Origin of the sequence: Pseudomonas sp. NPDC087342, from assembly GCF_044744265.1 — a bacterium.
Taxonomy (GTDB): domain Bacteria; phylum Pseudomonadota; class Gammaproteobacteria; order Pseudomonadales; family Pseudomonadaceae; genus Aquipseudomonas; species Aquipseudomonas nunensis.
Map to the genome: position 1 here is coordinate 25,487 of NZ_JBIUXZ010000007.1, position 17,606 is coordinate 43,092.

Below are 17,606 nucleotides of genomic sequence, written 5' to 3' on the forward strand. Positions count from 1 at the left end.
GGGAGAGGCCGTTATGGAACATTCACCGTGGCATGTCGGCGAGAAACAACTGCAGGAACACGTGGGTGTCGCCGAGCGAATGGACACCCTGGGTCGTAGGGTGATTCGCAGCGAGATGCCGGACCAGCACCGTCAGTTCTATCAGCAACTGCCGTTCATGCTGTACGGCGCAGTCGATGCTGATGGTCATCCCTGGGCCAGCATTCTCGAAGGCCCACCGGGTTTCGCGCATTCTCCTGTACCCACCGGGTTGCAGTTCGAAAGTCTGCCGGCCGCCGATGACCCTGCGCAATTGCACGACGGGGCTGCTATCGGCTTGCTGGGCATCGAATTGCACACCCGGCGGCGCAACCGCCTGAATGGCCGGGTCGGGGCCATGACCGCGAGTGGCTTCGGTGTCACGGTGGAACAATCCTACGGCAACTGCCCGCAGTACATTCAGTTGCGCCAGTTTCGTTCGGTGCCGCTGGCGGACCCGGCAACCCGCATCGCCGAGCACCTCGGCGAACTGGATGACGCGGCCAGAGCGGTGATCGCCCAGGCCGACACGCTGTTTGTCGCCAGTTACGTAGACGTCGATGGCCAGCGCTCGGTGGACGTGTCCCATCGCGGTGGCCAGCCAGGTTTCGTGCGTATCGAAGGCAATCGCCTGACGATTCCGGATTTCGCCGGCAACCTGTTTTTCAACACCTTGGGCAACCTGCTGATCAATCCAAAGGCCGGTTTGCTGTTTATCGATTTCAATTCGGGTGACCTGCTGCAACTGAGCGGTCGCACTGAAGTGATTCTCGAAGGCCCGGAGATCGAAGCCTTTCAAGGCGCCGAGCGGTTGTGGACGTTCGAGGTTGAACGTCTTGTGCGGCGCCCGGCGGCGTTGGCCCTGCGCTGGCGTTTCGACGGCATGTCGCCGAACAGCTTGATGACCGGCAACTGGGAACAGGCCGCCGCGCGCTTGCAGGCCCAAGCCCTGGGTGACGCCTGGCGGCCGCTGCGGGTGGTGCGCATCGAAGCGGAAAGCCAGAACATCCGCTCGGTCTATCTGGAACCTGCCGATGGCGCCGGGTTGCCGGTGTTTCAGGCCGGGCAGCATTTGCCGTTGCGCTTTCACATTGGCGGCGAGACGCATATCCGCACCTACAGCCTGTCGAGTGCGCCGTCCGATGACTTTTTCCGTATCAGCGTGAAGCGCGATGGCCTGGTGTCGTCGCACGTGCACGAACAGATTCGCGTCGGCGATGTGCTGGAGGCCCGCGCGCCTCAGGGGCATTTCACCGTGGTGCCTCACGAGCGTCGGCCACTGGTGCTGTTGGCCGCCGGGGTGGGCATCACGCCGTTGCTGTCGATGGTGCGCGAAGTGGTTTATCAAGGCTGGCGCACACGGCGCATTCGGCCGACCTGGTTCTTCCAGAGTTCGCGGACCTTGGCGGATCAACCGTTTCGCCAAGAGCTGGACCGCTTGCTTGAAGGTGCCGGCGATACGGTTCGGGTGCTGCGCCTGCTCAGCCAACCGGAACCCGAGGCGCGGGAGGGCGAAGATTTCGACGTGACCGGGCGTATCGACACGGCGTTGCTGCAATCGATCCTTGAGGTGGAGGACTACGACCAGTTGGACTTTGTCCTCTGTGGTCCGGGGAGTTTTACCCAGGCGCTGTACGACAGCCTGCGGGAACTGGATATCCGCGATTCAAGGATTCACGCCGAGACGTTTGGCCCGTCGACGCTGCGCCGACGTCTGGACCCGGACGCTGTCGTCATCGAACAGCCGCCGGCCGCTACAACCTCAGTGCCGGTAGTGTTCCAGCGTTCGGCCAAAGAGGCGCGCTGGCAACCCGACGGCGGCAGTTTGCTGGAGTTGGCGGAAAGCCGTGGACTGCGCCCGGAATTCAGTTGTCGCGGTGGGTTGTGCGGCACCTGCAAAACCCGCTTGATCAGCGGCCAGGTGAATTATCCACAGCCGCCGGCGGAAGTGCCGGAAGAGGGGCAGGTGCTGATTTGTTGTGCGATTCCGGCGCAAGGGGTTGAGCCGCTGGTATTGGACTTATAACCCCCACAAAACCCCTGTGGGAGCGAGCTTGCTCGCGATGGCGATGTATCAGTCGACATCAATGTCGGATGTTCAATCGCAATCGCGAGCAAGCTCGCTCCCACAGTAGATTGGCGGGGCTTCAGAACAAGGTTCAATCCCACGCCAGTCAGGCATAGGACAGGGATTTTTCTTCCAGCAGTTCCTGATACAACGCCGTCCACTTGCGGCCCATGTCTTCGGCGGTGAACAGCTGCCGATACCGCGCTTCCGCCTTCACCCCCATCGCCGCCGCACGTACCGGATTTTCCCACAGGGTACGCATCGCTTCGCGGAACGCCTGTGGATTACTCGGTGGCACCACCAGCCCGGTTTCGTTGTGGATGTTGATGTAGCTGGTGCCGGTGCCGATCTCGCTGGAGATCATCGGCTTGCCATACATCGCGCCTTCCAGCAGCGAAATGCCGAACGCTTCGGAACGCAGGTGCGAGGGGAACACGATGGCGTAGCTCAGTTGCAGCAGCGCCACTTTGTCTTCGTCCCCCAGTCGTCCGAGGAAGTGAATATTGCGCAGGCCCAACGCCTGGGCCTGGGCGTGCAGCTCTTTTTCCAGCGGCCCGGCGCCGACGATCACTACCGGGTAGTCCACGTCTTTCAACGCGTCGAGCAGGATGTGCAAACCCTTGTAGTAACGCATCACCCCCACGAACAGGAAAAACTTATCCCCAAGCTTCTGCCGCCAATGGGCCATGCGCTCGTTGTCAGGCTGTGGATAACCGGCCTTGTTCAAACCGTAGGGAATCACGCGGGTCTTGTCCTGAAACTGCTGCAACACTTCACTGGTGTGCAGGTAGTTGGGCGAGGCTGCAACGATTCGGTCGGCGCTGGCGAGGAAGCGGTTCATCAGTGGCCGGTAGAGTTTGAGCAGCTGTTTCTGGCGAATGATGTCCGAGTGGTAAGTGACCACGCAGGGCTTGTTCATGCCGCTGGCGAAGTGCACCAGGTCCATGAACGGCCAGGGGAAGTGGTAATTGACCACATCCGCTTCGGCCGCCAGTTCGCGAAACTGTTTGAACACGCTCCAGGAGAACCCAGTGGAAGCGAACTGAATGTCGAGTTTGGCCCGGTGCACTTCGTGATGGCCGAGTTGCACCACCGGCGGTGTCGGGTCGCTGCTCAGCGTCAGCACCTGGCCCTCGATGCCGTGATTCGCACCGCTTTCGCAGAGCTGGAAGATCACTTGTTCGATGCCGCCCACCGAGTCAGGCAGGTACGTCTTGAAAAAATGAAGTACGCGCATTTAACCTCCCAAAGCCTGACGGTAGGCGCGGGCTGTGATCTTCGCGCAACGCTCCCAGGAAAAAAGCTTCGCTTGTTGTAGTCCCGCTTCTCGGCATGCCTGCCAATGCGTTTTATCGTCGATCAGTCGGCTCATGGCGTCGCGCAAGCCTTGTGGATCGTCCGCCTCAATGTAGTTGCCCGCCGCACCGGCGACCTCCGGCATCGCCGAATGCCGCACCAGGATCACCGGCGTGCCGCTGGCCATGGCTTCCAGTACCGGCAGGCCGAAGCCTTCATAGATCGATGGAAAAATCAGCGCCCGGGCCCCGGCCAGCAGTTGCGCCACTTGCTCGTCGGGCAGGTAACCGAGCAAACACACATGCCCGGCGGCCAGTGCCTGGCGCAGTTCTTCGCTGAATTGTTCGTGTTGCCAGCCGGCCATGCCGACGATCAACAGTGGAAACTGTTGGCGCTGCGCCTCCGGCAGCAGGGCATGGGCGCGCAGGGCCAGGGTCAGGTTTTTGCGTGGCTCCAGGGTGCCGACACACAGGAAATATTCCCGCGCCTCGACCCCATGGGCCTTGAGGACCGCGTCGATCTCCGCGCTTTCACGGGGATGAAAGCGCGCCGCAACGCCCAGCGGCGCGACGATGAAACGCTCGGCCGGCAGTGCGAAATAATCCCGGGCCTCGTCGGCAATGAATTGCGAGTCGGTCAGAATCAGCCGCGCCTGTTGCACGCCGTCGGCCAGGCGCCGTTCGATCTCGCGCAAGCGCGCCGGCGGTTGCGTCTCGGGGTAATGCAGGTGCGTCAGGTCATGCAAGGTGATGATCGTCGGGCCGTCGAACGACAGCGGCCACAGGCTCGGTTCGTGATAGAGGTCGATGGCCCGCGAGCGGCCTTGATCGAAGCGTTTCTGAGCGAGCCAGCGGCGTGCCTGGTAGGCCCCGGGAATTTGCCGCAGCAACGGCGACAGTCGCGAGTAGCCGGGCATCGCCGCTTCGGGCAGCGAAGTGCTCCAGCCCCAGCCGTGGAACAGCGACAGCTCGACGTCCGGTTCGCAGGCGAGGGCGCTCACCAGTTCGGCGACGTAATGGCCGATGCCGGTGCGCGGGGCCTGGAGGATCCGGGCGTTAAGGGCAATTCGCATGCTGACTCTCAGGCTCAGGCTCAGGATTTTCAGGCACTGAAACCGGACTGCTCAGGTTGCGTTCGATCCGCTCCACCAATTGCGCACTCGCCTCGCGCCAGCTCAGCCAACGCCAGTGCTCCAGGGCCAGCGGTGCCGGAAACACCCCGGTGCGCTCCATGTCGATCACCAGGTCGGTCAGGCTTTGCGGGTCCGCCAGATCGAAGTACGCCATGTAGTCACCGCCGATTTCGCGGAACACCGGAATATCGCTGCCCATCGCTGGCAGGCCACGCTGCATGGCTTCCACCAGCGGCAGCCCGAAACCTTCGACATAGGACGGGAACACCAGCGCCGTGGCGTGGGAGTAGGCGTGCTCCAGACTCTTGTCCGAGAGCGAGTTGAACATGAACAAGCGGCGATTCAATTCGGGATGCAGGCGGATGCGCTCGACCAGCGCGTCACACTTCCAGCCAATCTTGCCGGCAATGCACAACCTGGCGTTGGACCCGGCGGCCCAGGCGCGTTCAAAGGCGTCGAGCAGGTAGGCATGGTTTTTCCGTGGTTCGATGGTACTGACCATCAGGAACACGGGTTTGGGTGTCTTGAACATTTGCAGCAAGCCGCGATCGACGTCCGAGTCGGCGTCACTCAAATCCAGTTCGGAACCGAGGTGGAAATAGTCGAACCAGCGCTGCTGCACGTGTTGCGCACCGATGCGGCGCAGCATTTCCTCGCGCACCTGATCGCGGATGGTGGTGGAGATCGCCACATACCCATCGGCGGTACGGGCGATCCAGTCGAACCAGTCGTTGAACACCTTGACCAGTCCGGCGTCGCAAAACTGTGGGTGGGTCAGCGGGATCAGGTCGTAGATCACCGACACGATGCCTACGCCGTCGCGCTTGAGTTGCTCGGCCAGGGGGAAAAAATTGGCGTGCCACGACGAGTCGAGCAACACCAGTTGATCACCGGCCCGATGCTGCAACGGCACGCAGCGCTCAGGGACTGGCTTGCCCTTGAGCACCCGGTCCAGCACGCGCATCGGCAGGCTCAGGCAGGCAAACGCGATGAGGCGACAAACCACATACAGTACGCGCCGGGCGAAGTGCGACTGGCTGAACGGGCGACGCCGCTCCACCGCGCGGTGGCGCAGCCAGAACAGGTTGGCCCACTGTTCGAGCTTCACCCGCAGGCTCGTCAGATTAACTTTTGGCGTCTTCAGCGGCGCCAGGCTTTTCACCTCATACAGCGCGCCATCGAGCATCACCACGGGAATGCATTCGCGCTGTGCGTCGGCGTCTGGCAGTTGCTGGATGACGTTGCGCACCACTCGCTGGATGCCCGAGTTGGCGTTCGGATGTTCGAAGACGTAGGTGCACTCCACCAACAATCGAGTCATCGCGACACCTCCGGGTCTGCCGTTTGCACAACGGTTTCGCTGGAACGGCTGATGGTGGTTTGTGCCTCCAGCCACGAGCAACCGACGAAGTCTTCCTGGCGATTATTGATTACGTGAAACACCAGTCCGTAGTCGCGCCATTCGAAGTTGCGATCCAGGTGCGAGTCCAGGCGCGACAGGCTCAGGGCGATCGAGTAATTGCCCTTGCCCAGGCGCATGTCGAAGGCGAAACGGAAGGTCACGCGCTCGCCGGCACTCAGGTCGGTGATGGCTTTGTCCAGGCGATGGGTGTTGATCCCGTAAATCGCCTGGCCGAGCCGATCCTTGATCATGAAACCCAGGATCAGGCGTTCGATGTCCTTGCGAACTTCGGTCTGCACTTCCAGCACCATCGGCTGGCCGACCTCCGCCACTTCCACGGAACGGCCCTGGGCATCGAGCAGGCGCACGCTGACAATCCCCGCCTCGCCGGTGCCGGAAATGGTTTGCACCTGACCGTTGGCGAGCATTTCCTGGCGCACGGTCTGGCCTTCGCGCTGGGCGAGCATGGCGTTGTAGTAGTCCATGACTTCTTCGGGTTTGCCGCGCATGGCCATGCGCCCGCCTTCCAGCAGGATCGCGGTGTCGCAGATCGACTGAATGGCCGAGCGGTCATGCGATACGATCAGCAGGGTGGTGCCGGCCTTGCGGAAGTTGCGGATGCGGTCGAAGCTTTTGTGCTGGAAATAGGCATCGCCCACCGACAGCGCTTCATCGACGATCAGGATGTCCGGGCGCCGCGCCGTGGCAACGCTGAACGCCAGGCGCATCTGCATGCCGCTGGAGTAGGTGCGCACCGGGTGGTCGATGGCTTCGCCGATTTCGGCAAAGCTTTCGATTTCCGGCATCAAGGCTTCGATCTCTTCAACCTGCATGCCCAGTAACTGGCCGGCCATGAAAGCGTTCTGCCGACCGGTAAAGTCCGGGTGAAAACCCATGCCCAGTTCCAGCAGCGCGGCGACTCGACCTTCCAGTTGAATCTGCCCGCAGGTCGGCTGGGTGGTGCCGGTGATCATCTTCAGCAGCGTGCTCTTGCCCGCGCCGTTGACGCCGACGATACCCACCGCTTCACCGGGCTGGATCTCGAAATCGACGTCTTGCAGGATCCAGTGCAAGTGATGACGGGTGCCGGAAAACGGCACCATCCATTCGAGCAGGCGGCTCCAGCGATTCGGGTACTGTTTGTAGGCCTTGCCCAGGCCTGTAACGCGGATATGCCCCATCAGAGTTCGTCCACCATTTCACCGACACGCTGACGGAACATTCGCAACGCCAGGCCGCAGAACAACAGCCCGATCACCAGCAGCGGGATCAGCGAGTGCCAGTTGGGCCATTGGTTGTAGAGGAAGACGTTCTGGTAGCTGGTCATCAGCGCGGTCATCGGGTTGAGCCCGATCAGGTGCTGGATGCCTGGCGGCAGGATCGAGATCGGGTACACGATCGGCGTCAGCCAGAACCAGAATTGCAGGAGGATGCCGAAAAACTGCCCGACGTCGCGAAAGAACACATTGAGAATGCCGAGGATCATCCCCAGCCCGGCGGCAAAGATCACTTGCAGGATCAGCAGCGGAATCAGCGCCAGTAAAGCCATGCCCGGCAAGCGTCCGCTGATCAGCAGGAAGCCGAAGAACAGCCCCAGGATGATCCCGAAGTTGATGCCGGCATTGAGCAGGGCGATCACCGGCAGGCAGATGCGCGGGAAGCTGATTTTCTTCAGCAGGTTGGCGTTTTCCAGAAACATGCTCTGGCTGCGGCTGGTGATTTCCGAGAACAGGCCCCAGGTCAGCAGGCCGGCGCACAGGTAGACGCTGTAGGCCAGGCCATCGTCCACGCCCGGCAAGCGGGCGCGCATGATCTGGGAAAAGATCACCGTGTACACGACGATCATCGACAGCGGATTGAGCACGGTCCACAGGGCACCGAACAGCGAATTGCGATACCGCGACTGGAATTCCCGCTTGACGCTGCCGAGGATGAAACCGCGGTAATTCCACAGCGAGCGGTACAGATTAAGCAGCATTCAAACCGTCCTGCCGTATTGATCTTCGAAGCGGACGATATCGTCCTCTCCCAGGTATTCGCCGCTTTGAACTTCGATGATCACCAGGTCGATGACCCCCGGGTTTTCCAGGCGATGCTTGTGTCCGGCGGCAATGAAAGTGGATTCATTCTTCGCCACCAGATGCGTGCCGGTGCCGTTGTTGGTGACCTTGGCCATGCCTTCGACCACAACCCAGTGTTCATTGCGGTGGTGGTGCATTTGCAACGACAACTTGCCACCCGGCTTGACCACGATGCGCTTGATCTTGAATCGCGTGCCTTCCTCCAGCACGGTGTACGTGCCCCATGGCCGGCTGACGGTGCGGTGCAAGCGATAGGCTTCGTGCTGTTTGTCCTTGAGCTGCTTGGCCACCCGGCGCACATCCTGGGCGCGGTCGGCGTGGGCCACCAGCACGGCGTCGGCGGTGTCGACGATGATCAGGTTATCCACACCCACGGCGGCCACCAGGCGTCCTTCGCTCTGGACGAAGTTGTTGTGGCTGTCGACAAAGATCGCGTCGCCGCTGGCGCGGTTGTTTTGCGCATCCGGCGGTATCAGCGCGGCCAGCGCACCCCAGGAACCGATGTCGCTCCAGTCGAAACCGGCGGGCACCACCACCACTTTGTCCGAGCGCTCCATCAAGGCGTAGTCGATGGAGATGTCAGTAATCTCGGCAAACAGCGTCGGCGACAATTCCTGTTGCAGGCAACCGCCGGTTTCCACGGCTGGACTCTCGGCCATGCAGGCGCGGGTCTGTTCGAGTAATTCAGGGGCGTGGATTTGCAGCTCGGCCAGCAACGTGGCCACCGAGAAGCAGAACATCCCCGAGTTCCACAGGAAGTTGCCGCTTTCCAGGTAATGGGTTGCGGTTTGCAGGTCGGGTTTTTCGACGAAACGCTGGACCTTGGCCGCGCCTTTGTCGTCCAGCGGTGCGCCGGTCTCGATATAACCGAAGCCGGTTTCCGGCGCCGTGGGCACCACACCGAAGGTCACCAGGTGACCGCTTCTGGCCAGTGTCACGGCGTGCTCGACGGCATTCTGCAGGGCATCGACATTGACGATCAGGTGATCGGCCGGCATCACCACCATGATCGCCTCGTCACCGTGCAAGGCTTGCAGCGACAGCGCCGCTGCCGCGATGGCCGGGGCGGTGTTGCGGGCCGTCGGCTCAAGCAGGAAGTGCCCGCGATGACGGGCCATCTGCGCGTCGTGGTAGTGATCCTTGCTCTGGAAGTAATATTCGCGATTGGTCACCGTGACGATGTCGCCCCAGCCATCGAGCAGGCCCGCCGCGCGGCGATAGGTCTTGCCCAGCAGCGACTGGCCGTCGGGCAACAGCATGAACGGCTTGGGGTGCCCTTCGCGGGACACTGGCCACAAACGGGTCCCGGCACCGCCGGAGAGGATCACAGGAATCAGCATGGCCTACTCCTTGGCGACGCGTTTCATGTCCGCATCCATCATCATGCGGATCAAGGTATCCAGATCGGTTTTTGGCTTCCAGCCCAGTACGCGCTGGGCCTTGGCCGGGTTGCCGAGCAGTACGTCAACCTCGGCCGGGCGGAAGAATGCCGGGTCGATCTTCACGTAATCGCGGTAGTTCAGGCCAATGTGGTCGAAGGCGATCCGGCACATTTCGCGCACGGTGGTGGTCACGCCGGTGGCGACTACGTAGTCGTCGGCCTTGTCCTGTTGCAGCATCAGCCACATGGCTTCGACGTAGTCGCCGGCAAAGCCCCAGTCACGCTTGGTGTCGATGTTGCCCAGGCGCAGCTCGTTCTGTTTGCCTTGCTTGATGCGCGCGGCGGCGTCGGTGACCTTGCGGGTCACGAACTCGATGCCGCGCAGAGGGGATTCGTGGTTGAACAGGATCCCGCTGTTGGCGTGCAGGTTGAAACTCTCGCGGTAGTTCACGGTGATCCAGTGACCGTAGAGCTTGGCTACGCCGTAAGGGCTGCGCGGGTAGAACGGGGTGTTCTCGTCCTGCTGCTCGGCCTGGATCAGGCCGAACATTTCGCTGGTGGACGCTTGATAGAAACGCGTGTGCGGACTGAACTGGCGGATCGCTTCGAGCAGATGCGTCACCCCCAGGCCGTCGACGATGCCCGTGGTCACCGGCTGATCCCAGGACGCGGCAACGAAACTTTGCGCCGCGAGGTTGTACACCTCGTCCGGCGCCGACTTGATCACCGCGCGCTGCACCGAGCAGGCATCGGCCATGTCGCCGTCCAGGTAAACGATGTCACCCTCGACCCCCATTTCGCGCAGGCGCCAGCGTGAGTCGCTGCTGCGCCGGGCCACCAGGCCGTGGACTTTGTAACCCTTGTCGAGCAGCAGTTTTGCCAGATAAGCGCCGTCCTGGCCGGTGATCCCTGTGATCAGTGCACTTTTTGTCATTCTTCTTTCACTCGTTTCTCCCAGTCGGACAGGATCGCCCGCAGGGATTGTTGTGTTGTGATTTCAGGTGTCCACCCTGTGACCTGGGCGAGCCTGGCATGGCTGCCACAGACGCGACGCTGATCCGCGCGGCGAAGACGTGCAGGGTCCTGAATCAATTGCATGTCGACCTGAGCGAGGTCCCCCAGCTGTTCAATCAAACTGCGGATGCTTTGCTCGCGCCCCGAGCAAATGTTGTAGACCTGACCCGGCGTGCCTTTTTCCAGCAGCGCCAGGTAAGCCGAGATCACGTCGCCGACATCGAGGAAATCGCGGGTGACGTCGATGTCGCCTACTTCCAGTTGCGGTGCTTGCAGGCCTTGTTTGATTCGGTTGATCTGCCGCGCGGCGCTGGCAATGACGAAGCTGTCTTTCTGCCCGGTGCCGATGTGGTTGAACGGACGCGCCACCAACACTGGCCAGCCTTCGCTCAAGCCCCATTGCAGGCTGAGGAATTCCGCCGACAGTTTGCTCACGGCATATGGGTTGCGCGGGCAGGGTGGCTGGAGTTCGGTGATCGGCAACTGGGCTTCGCCGACCTGGCCGTAGACGTCGCCGGAGCTGACGTAGAGGAAGGTGCCGTTAAAGCCGCGCGCCTTGAGCGCTTGCAGCAGGTTCAGGGTGCCGAGCAGGTTGATGTTCAACGTGCGTGCCGGATCTCGGAAGGCTTCGGGAACGAAGGTCTGGCCGGCCAGGTGAATCACCGCGTCGGGCATCTCGGGCCACAGGCCTTCGAGGCTGTCCGGGTCGCCGAGGTCATACCGGGAAGCGACAGGCAGTAGCTCCCATTCCGAAGTATCCGACTCCAGACGTGACTGGATGTGTTGTCCTACGAATCCACTCAGACCCGTAACGAACAGACGCTTTTTCAAACAGCAGCCCCTTGGTCATACATTTCGTCCTATCCCCACAGGCTTTAAGGAGATGTCTTACAGACCGGGTGGATTCATTGGTCGAAAGACAGGCGAAATGCTTTGTTGTAGTTGTTTGGTAGCCAATCTGTGCCAATTGCTCGGCAATTTCAACAGGTCCAACCGTGACTGGTCAGTTCTCGTTAGCGTAGCCCGATTTATTCTCGTCGGGCGGTTCACGAATACGCGACGGATGTGTTTAGAATGCCCCTCGTCACGATTATCCAGAGTTCGTCCGGGGTGTTACGAAAGTTGTCCCAGTCCCCGCGAAGCTGACCATTAAAACAAGAACGTAGACGGGCAAGAAGACGATGGACGACGACCGGCAGACGCCGACTCGATCCGTGGCTTTGCCGTCATAGTGTGGGGCTGCCGGTACGGCGGTTTCATCGTGGGATGCCATGAATTTCATTCTTTACTCTGACGTCAACGACGGCTCCATCAGCCAGAGCCTCGGACGTCCCGAATACAGTTACTACTTCGTGCTCAAGGCCTATCGCCCGGTGCTCGAAAGTCTTGGTCGGGTGCATGTGGTGTCGTCGGCTGCCGAAGTCGACCCGCTGTACCGGCAACTGCAACAGGCCGGTCAGGAGTGCCTGTTCCTCTCGTTCTCCCCTCCGCATAAAACCCCGACCGACCTGCAATGCCCGATGGTGTGCGTGATTGCCTGGGAGTACGACTCGATCCCGACCGAGGACTGGGACAGCGATCCGCGACATGACTGGAGCCAGACCCTGGCACGTCATGGCCGGGTGATTACCTTGTCCAGCCACACTGCCCAGGCCATCCGCCGGGCCCTGGGTGAAGATTTCCCGGTGTTGGTGCTGCCGACGCCGTTATGGGAACGCTTCGCCGAAGTGCGTGAGCAATATCCGAGTACGCCGGTCAATCCGGGCAGCACCTTGCAGATCAAGGGCTGCATCATCGATAGCCGCGCGATGGGCTTGTCGGCCGATGGTTTGATCGCGCCGATATTCAATGAGCAGGAACTGGAAACCCGCGGCCTGAGTGTTGAAGAGCCGGAACCGGAACCCGAGCCGGAACCAGAACCCGTGGCGCCACCGCCACTGACCCTGCAGCGACGGGCGTTCATCACCAAGCATTACTTGCGTGAAGGCTACCGGGCCGTGACCAGCGACTCCGAGCATACGCCGCTGTTTTTGCTCAAGCACAACCTGCTGCTGTGGTATCGCGAAGCGGTGCGCGATCTGGTGCCGGTCGCTGCCCGCAAACAGCTTTACCGGTTGCGCACGCCAGAGTCATTGCCCGAACCAGAACCAGAGCCACAATCAATCCCCGAACCATTGCCGCTGGCGACCACCGTCAGCGAAGCAATGGAGCAGGCCGAGCACCCGCAAGCCTTGCTGCCCGACACCAGCGAACGGGTCGAGATCGAGGTCAGCGGCGTGGTGTATGTCAGCGTGTTCAACCCCGAAGACGGGCGCAAGAACTGGCATCACCTGATCACCGCATTCTGCTGGGCCCTGCGCGATGCGGAAGACGCCACGCTGGTGCTGAAAATCACCCAGAACGACTTGTCGACCTACTACGTCCACTTGATCACCTTGCTGTCGCAACTCTCGCCGTTCGCCTGCCGGGTGGTGGTCATGCATGGCTATCTGGAAGACGAGGAATTCGCCAGGCTTTACGGCGCGGCGAGTTTCTACGTCAACGCGTCGCGCTGCGAAGGCCTGTGCCTGCCGTTGATGGAGTTCATGTCCTGCGCCCGGCCGGTGATTGCGCCGAACCACACGGCGATGGGCGACTACATTGATGAGCGGGTCGGGTTTATCGTCAAGTCCAGCCATGAGCCGACGATCTGGCCGGAAGATGCGCGCATTCTCTATCGCACCCTGCGCCATCGCCCGGACTGGGGCTCGTTGAAAGCCGCCTATGCAGACAGTTACGCCATGGCCAAAAACCGGCCGCAGGATTATCAGGCGATGGCCACGGCGGCGAATGAACGCATGCGCGATTACTGCGGTTTTGCCCCGGTGCAGCAGCGACTTTCAGAGTTTTTCGGGCTGACACCGGGCAGCGCAACCACGCCGCTCAAAGCCGAGGCGGGGACCGCATCATGCTGATCATCATTCATTCGGAAACCAACAAGAGCAACATCCAGCAGAACCTCGGACGGCCGGAGTACAGCTATTACTTCGTGCTCAAGGAGTTCCGCCCGGTACTGGAGCGACTCGGGCAAGTCATCGAAGTCAGCAACCCTGACGAACTGGTCGATCGCTTGTATTTCGACTGCTTGAGCCGTGGCGAGGACTGTATTTTCCTGTCGTTCTCACCGCCCCATCGCACGCCGATTCATTACGCCTGCCCGACCGTGCCGTTGTTCGCCTGGGAGTTCAGCACCATCCCCACCGAGAGCTGGCAGGGTGAACCCCGCCACGACTGGCGGGTGGTGTTGGACGCCTGCGGCATGGCGATTACCCATTCGACCTTCACCGTCAACGCCGTGCGGGAAGTGATGGGCGCCGACTACCCGATCTGCGCCATTCCCGCTCCGGTGTGGGACCGTTTTGCTGCGCGGGGCGAGCAACTGGCCAAGCGCGCGGTGGTCGAGCCGGTGCAACTGAACCTGCGCGGTTTGTTGATCGACAGCCGCACCGTGGATTTGCGCGCTTACGGCCCGCCTGCGTTGTGCGAAGGCACTCCGCTCTCGTTCGACGGCCCGCCCCAGGACTGTCAGCTGCAACTCGAAGGCGTGGTCTACACCTCGGTGTTCAATCCTTACGACGGGCGCAAGAACTGGCAGGACATGCTCAGCGCGTTTTGCACCACGTTCCGCGACACGCCCGATGCGACGCTGGTGTTGAAACTCACGCACCATGACATCGCCAACGCGTTGAACGACATGCTGCACCACCTCTACAAGAACCAGTCGTACCAGTGCCGGATCGTGCTGATCCACGGTTATCTGGCCGATGTGGATTACGAACGCTTGGTCGAGGCCACCAGTTATGTGGTGAACAGCTCGTTCGGCGAAGGGCAGTGCCTGCCGCTGATGGAGTTCATGTCCTGCGGCAAACCGGCGATTGCGCCGCTGAACACGGCGATGGCCGATTATGTCGACAGCGACAACGCATTCATCGTCGAATCCACCGATGAACTGACAGCCTGGCCTCACGATCCTCGCGCGGCGTACCGCACGCTGCGTTACGTGACCGATTGGGATTCGTTGTGCACGGCTTATCGCGTCAGTTATGACGTGGCGAAAACCGATGCCGAACGCTATGCCCGGATGTCGACCCACGCGGTGCGCAGCCTGCAGCGATTCTGCAGCCAGGCCAGCACCGAACAGCGTTTGCGCACGCTCTTCGAACAACGGCTGGAGCGTCGTGCCAAGGCGTTGCCCGTGGAAGCCTCGGGCGCATGATCCGGCGCTTGCTCGCACGCCTCTGGCCAGCGCCGCTGCCAGCGCCAGTCCCCGTCCCAGTTCCGGTCGCCAGTGTGTCGCCACGGGATATCGGCCTGCACGACGCGATCCTCGACGGTTGGTTTTTGAACGACACTGGCGAACTGCTCAAGGGCTTTGCGATTACCGCAGACGACACCTTGCTGGACGTCGGTTGCGGTGAAGGCGTGGCGACGTTGTTTGCGGTGCGCCAGGGCGCGTCGGTGATTTTCACCGACAGCGAACACGACAAGGTTCGCGACCTGGCCCGGCAAGTGGACGCGCAGTCGGATAAACAAAATCTGGGACTGGTGAGCAACAGCTTGCCACTGCCGCTTGCCGACGGTTGTGCGAGCAAAGTCGTGTGCATGGAAGTGCTCGAGCACATCGATCAGCCCGAGCCGTTCATGGCTGAGCTGGTGCGCATGGGCCGCCCCGGTGCGTTGTATCTGCTGAGCGTGCCGGCCCCGGTGGGCGAGCATTTGCAAAAGGGCATCGCGCCGGCCAGCTATTACCAGTCACCCAATCACGTACAGATTTTCACCCCCGAGCGGTTTGCCGCGATGGTGGAAGACGCCGGGTTGGTGATTGAACATCGCCAGGCCACCGGGTTTTTCTGGGTCATGGGCATGATTTTTTTCTGGGCCAGCGAGCGTGCAGCCGGGCGCGACCTGAGTGGCGCGGTGCGTGACCGGATCCAGGCGCCATACCCGCCGTTGATGGAGAGCTGGGCGAAAACCTGGCAGGACTTGCTGGCGCAACCCAACGGTCTGGCGATCAAGCAGATGCTCGATCAGTTCATGCCCAAGAGCCAGGTGATCATCGCCCGCAAACCGCTGAATGCCGATGACGCGACGGGGAGAAGGGCATGAGCAGCAAACGCATCATGGACATCGAGTTGTTGCGCGGCATTGCGGTGCTCGGTGTGTTGTTCCATCACCTGCAAGGCAGCTTGTTCACCGACATCGTGCCGTCGCTGGAACGCATCCATGCCTGGGCGCAGCCGTGGTGGGGCGTCGACCTGTTTTTCGCGATCTCGGGTTTCGTGATCGCCCGCAGCCTGATCCCGGCCTTGCAAGGTTGCAGCACCCGTCAGGAATACTGGCAGCAGACCCGCAACTTCTGGCTGCGCCGGGCCTTTCGATTACTGCCGTCGGCATGGCTGTGGCTGGCGCTGATGCTGCTGGCTTGTCTGTTTATCAACCAGTCCGGGGCGTTTGGCACGTTGCACGCCAACTTGCAGGCGACGCTGGCCGGGGTCGCGCAGTTTGCGAACTTCCGCTTCGCCGACAGCTTCTATCGCTATGAATACGGCACCAGTTTCGTCTACTGGAGCCTGTCGCTGGAGGAGCAGTTTTACTTGCTGTTCCCGCTGCTGATCCTGGTCTGTCGCAAGCACTTGGTCTGGGCCTTGCTGGCGCTGGTCGCGGTGCAATTGTTTACCTTGCGCACGCCGATCCTGATGGTGGTGCGCACCGACGCATTGGCCCTCGGGATCCTGTTGGCGATGTGGAGTGCGCGGCCGGGTTATGCGCGCCGGGAACCAACCTTCTTGCGCCGGCCGTGGGCGGGTGTGTCGGTGTTGTTGCTCGTGGCGCTGGCGCTGAGTGTGATGGCTACCGATCGCTTTACCTTCACTAATTACCGGATTGGCGCGATTGCCGTGCTCAGTGCGGTGCTGGTCTGGGTCGCGTCTTACAACCGTGATTACCTGATGCCAGCGGGTGTGCTGAAGAATCTGATGGTGTGGATCGGCAGTCGCTCCTACGGGATTTACCTGATCCACATCCCGGCTTATCTGCTGGTGCGTGAAATGATCTTCCGTTTACAGGCGGCCGGTTTGCCGAGCCCGGCTGGTCATCCGATCCTGACGATTCTCATCGCGGGCGGGTTGATCGCCCTGTTGAGCGAACTCAATTACCGCTTCGTCGAAATGCCCATGCGCAATCGCGGCGCCTCGCTGGTGCAACGTCTGAGCACGTCCCGAACCGCCGTCCCATCCTCTGGAGCTACCTCATGCTGAGGCTTTTGAAGAAACTCACGGCGGGCACGCCCGCTCCTGTTCCTGCTCCCGCGCAGCCCGAGGCGCCGGTCGCGAACAAGGTCGACCCGTACATGCTCGGCCTGCGCGATGCGGTGCTCAGCGGCTGGTTCAACCAGCAAACCGGCGAGTTGTTCACCGGTTTCCCGGTCACCGCCGAGGACACGTTGCTGGATGTTGGCTGTGGTGATGGCGGCAACGTGCATTTCTGCGGCATGCGCGGGGCGAAGATCATCATTGCCGACATCGACGCGGCCAAGGTCGAAGCGACCCGCCAGCGCCTGGGCGATACGCCGGCCCGGGACGTCGAATGCCACGTCACCGACTGCAATCCGCTGCCGATTGCCGATGCGACCGCCACCCGCGTGGTGTCCACCGAAGTCATCGAGCATGTCGACGACCCGGCGCAGTTCCTCGCCGAACTGGTACGGGTCGGCAAGCCGGGGGCGCTGTATTTGCTCAGCGTCCCGCATCCGAGCTCCGAAGACCTGCAAAAAGACATCGCCGCGCCGGAGTACTTCCAGAAGCCCAACCACATTCGCATCATCAGCGAAGAGCAGTTCAAGGCAATGGTCAGCGATGCCGGGCTGGAAGTGCTGAGCCACAGCCAGTATGGATTTTACTGGTCGATGTGGATGTTGTTGTTCTGGGAGGCCAAGGTCGATTTCAGCAATGCCGACCATCCGTTGCTCAATCACTGGGCGGATACCTGGCATGCGATCCTCGAATCGCCACGGGGTGCGCAGATCAAACAGTCGCTGGATGCGGTGGTGGCAAAAAGTCAGGTGATCATCGCCCGCAAACCCTAGCGCATTTAACTGTGGGAGCGGGCTTTTGTGGTGAGGGGGCTTGCTGTGGCGAGGGGGCTTGCCCCCGTTGGGTCGCGAAGCGGCCCCGGCT

14 protein-coding genes are annotated in these 17,606 nt (G+C 61.5%); 6 read left to right on the top strand and 8 right to left on the bottom strand.

Annotated features, from left to right (window positions below; translation table 11 throughout):
* Positions 1 to 13 precede the first annotated feature (13 nt).
* Positions 14 to 2,044 carry a pyridoxamine 5'-phosphate oxidase family protein gene (locus ACIOYV_RS16675; protein ID WP_401325270.1) on the top strand — a complete coding sequence of 677 codons (2,031 nt, stop codon included), beginning with the start codon at positions 14 to 16 and terminating at the stop codon, positions 2,042 to 2,044.
* A 148-nt stretch (positions 2,045 to 2,192) separates the two neighbouring features.
* Here the strand turns inward: ACIOYV_RS16675 and ACIOYV_RS16680 are convergent, their stop codons facing one another.
* From ACIOYV_RS16680 to ACIOYV_RS16715, 8 genes are read right to left on the bottom strand one after another with little or no spacing between them, the layout of a single operon-like run.
* Positions 2,193 to 3,323 (bottom strand): glycosyltransferase family 4 protein, encoded by a 1,131-nt coding sequence (locus ACIOYV_RS16680; protein ID WP_401325272.1) that lies wholly within the window; start codon positions 3,321 to 3,323, stop codon positions 2,193 to 2,195.
* Positions 3,324 to 4,454 (bottom strand): glycosyltransferase family 4 protein, encoded by a 1,131-nt coding sequence (locus ACIOYV_RS16685; protein ID WP_401325275.1) that lies wholly within the window; start codon positions 4,452 to 4,454, stop codon positions 3,324 to 3,326.
* On the bottom strand, positions 4,438 to 5,835 hold the full coding sequence (locus ACIOYV_RS16690) for a glycosyltransferase family 4 protein (protein WP_401325277.1): 1,398 nt from the start codon (positions 5,833 to 5,835) through the stop codon (positions 4,438 to 4,440). Before ACIOYV_RS16690 ends, ACIOYV_RS16685 begins: the two co-directional genes overlap by 17 nt.
* A complete protein-coding gene (locus ACIOYV_RS16695) occupies positions 5,832 to 7,097 on the bottom strand; it encodes an ABC transporter ATP-binding protein (RefSeq protein ID WP_163910554.1) in 1,266 nt (421 codons plus the stop codon). Before ACIOYV_RS16695 ends, ACIOYV_RS16690 begins: the two co-directional genes overlap by 4 nt.
* Positions 7,097 to 7,894 carry an ABC transporter permease gene (locus ACIOYV_RS16700; protein ID WP_054617115.1) on the bottom strand — a complete coding sequence of 266 codons (798 nt, stop codon included), beginning with the start codon at positions 7,892 to 7,894 and terminating at the stop codon, positions 7,097 to 7,099. Before ACIOYV_RS16700 ends, ACIOYV_RS16695 begins: the two co-directional genes overlap by 1 nt.
* Positions 7,895 to 9,337: a mannose-1-phosphate guanylyltransferase/mannose-6-phosphate isomerase gene (locus ACIOYV_RS16705; RefSeq protein WP_401325280.1), complete on the bottom strand. Its 1,443-nt coding sequence runs from the start codon at positions 9,335 to 9,337 to the stop codon at positions 7,895 to 7,897.
* A gap of 3 nt (positions 9,338 to 9,340) precedes the next feature.
* Positions 9,341 to 10,312 carry a GDP-mannose 4,6-dehydratase gene (gene gmd, locus ACIOYV_RS16710; protein WP_054048203.1) on the bottom strand — a complete coding sequence of 324 codons (972 nt, stop codon included), beginning with the start codon at positions 10,310 to 10,312 and terminating at the stop codon, positions 9,341 to 9,343.
* Complete coding sequence (locus tag ACIOYV_RS16715) at positions 10,309 to 11,223, bottom strand: GDP-mannose 4,6-dehydratase (protein ID WP_401325283.1); 915 nt, start codon at positions 11,221 to 11,223, stop codon at positions 10,309 to 10,311. The genes gmd and ACIOYV_RS16715 overlap by 4 nt, the downstream gene beginning before the upstream one ends.
* A gap of 440 nt (positions 11,224 to 11,663) precedes the next feature.
* Between ACIOYV_RS16715 and ACIOYV_RS16720 the strand changes: the two genes are divergently transcribed.
* Genes ACIOYV_RS16720 through ACIOYV_RS16740 form a run of 5 tightly spaced genes read left to right on the top strand, consistent with a single transcriptional unit; the run spans position 11,664 to position 17,515 of the window.
* The gene (locus tag ACIOYV_RS16720) at positions 11,664 to 13,346 is read left to right on the top strand and encodes a glycosyltransferase (protein WP_401325286.1); all 1,683 of its coding nucleotides are present in this window, start codon (positions 11,664 to 11,666) and stop codon (positions 13,344 to 13,346) included.
* Positions 13,340 to 14,647, top strand: a complete 1,308-nt coding sequence (locus ACIOYV_RS16725; RefSeq protein ID WP_401325289.1) for a glycosyltransferase — start codon at positions 13,340 to 13,342, stop codon at positions 14,645 to 14,647. The genes ACIOYV_RS16720 and ACIOYV_RS16725 overlap by 7 nt, the downstream gene beginning before the upstream one ends.
* Positions 14,644 to 15,537, top strand: coding sequence for a class I SAM-dependent methyltransferase (locus tag ACIOYV_RS16730; protein ID WP_401325291.1), 894 nt, complete (start codon positions 14,644 to 14,646; stop codon positions 15,535 to 15,537). The genes ACIOYV_RS16725 and ACIOYV_RS16730 overlap by 4 nt, the downstream gene beginning before the upstream one ends.
* Positions 15,534 to 16,688, top strand: a complete 1,155-nt coding sequence (locus tag ACIOYV_RS16735; protein WP_401325294.1) for an acyltransferase family protein — start codon at positions 15,534 to 15,536, stop codon at positions 16,686 to 16,688. Before ACIOYV_RS16730 ends, ACIOYV_RS16735 begins: the two co-directional genes overlap by 4 nt.
* On the top strand, positions 16,682 to 17,515 hold the full coding sequence (locus ACIOYV_RS16740; protein ID WP_401325297.1) for a class I SAM-dependent methyltransferase: 834 nt from the start codon (positions 16,682 to 16,684) through the stop codon (positions 17,513 to 17,515). Before ACIOYV_RS16735 ends, ACIOYV_RS16740 begins: the two co-directional genes overlap by 7 nt.
* Positions 17,516 to 17,606: the final 91 nt, after the last annotated feature.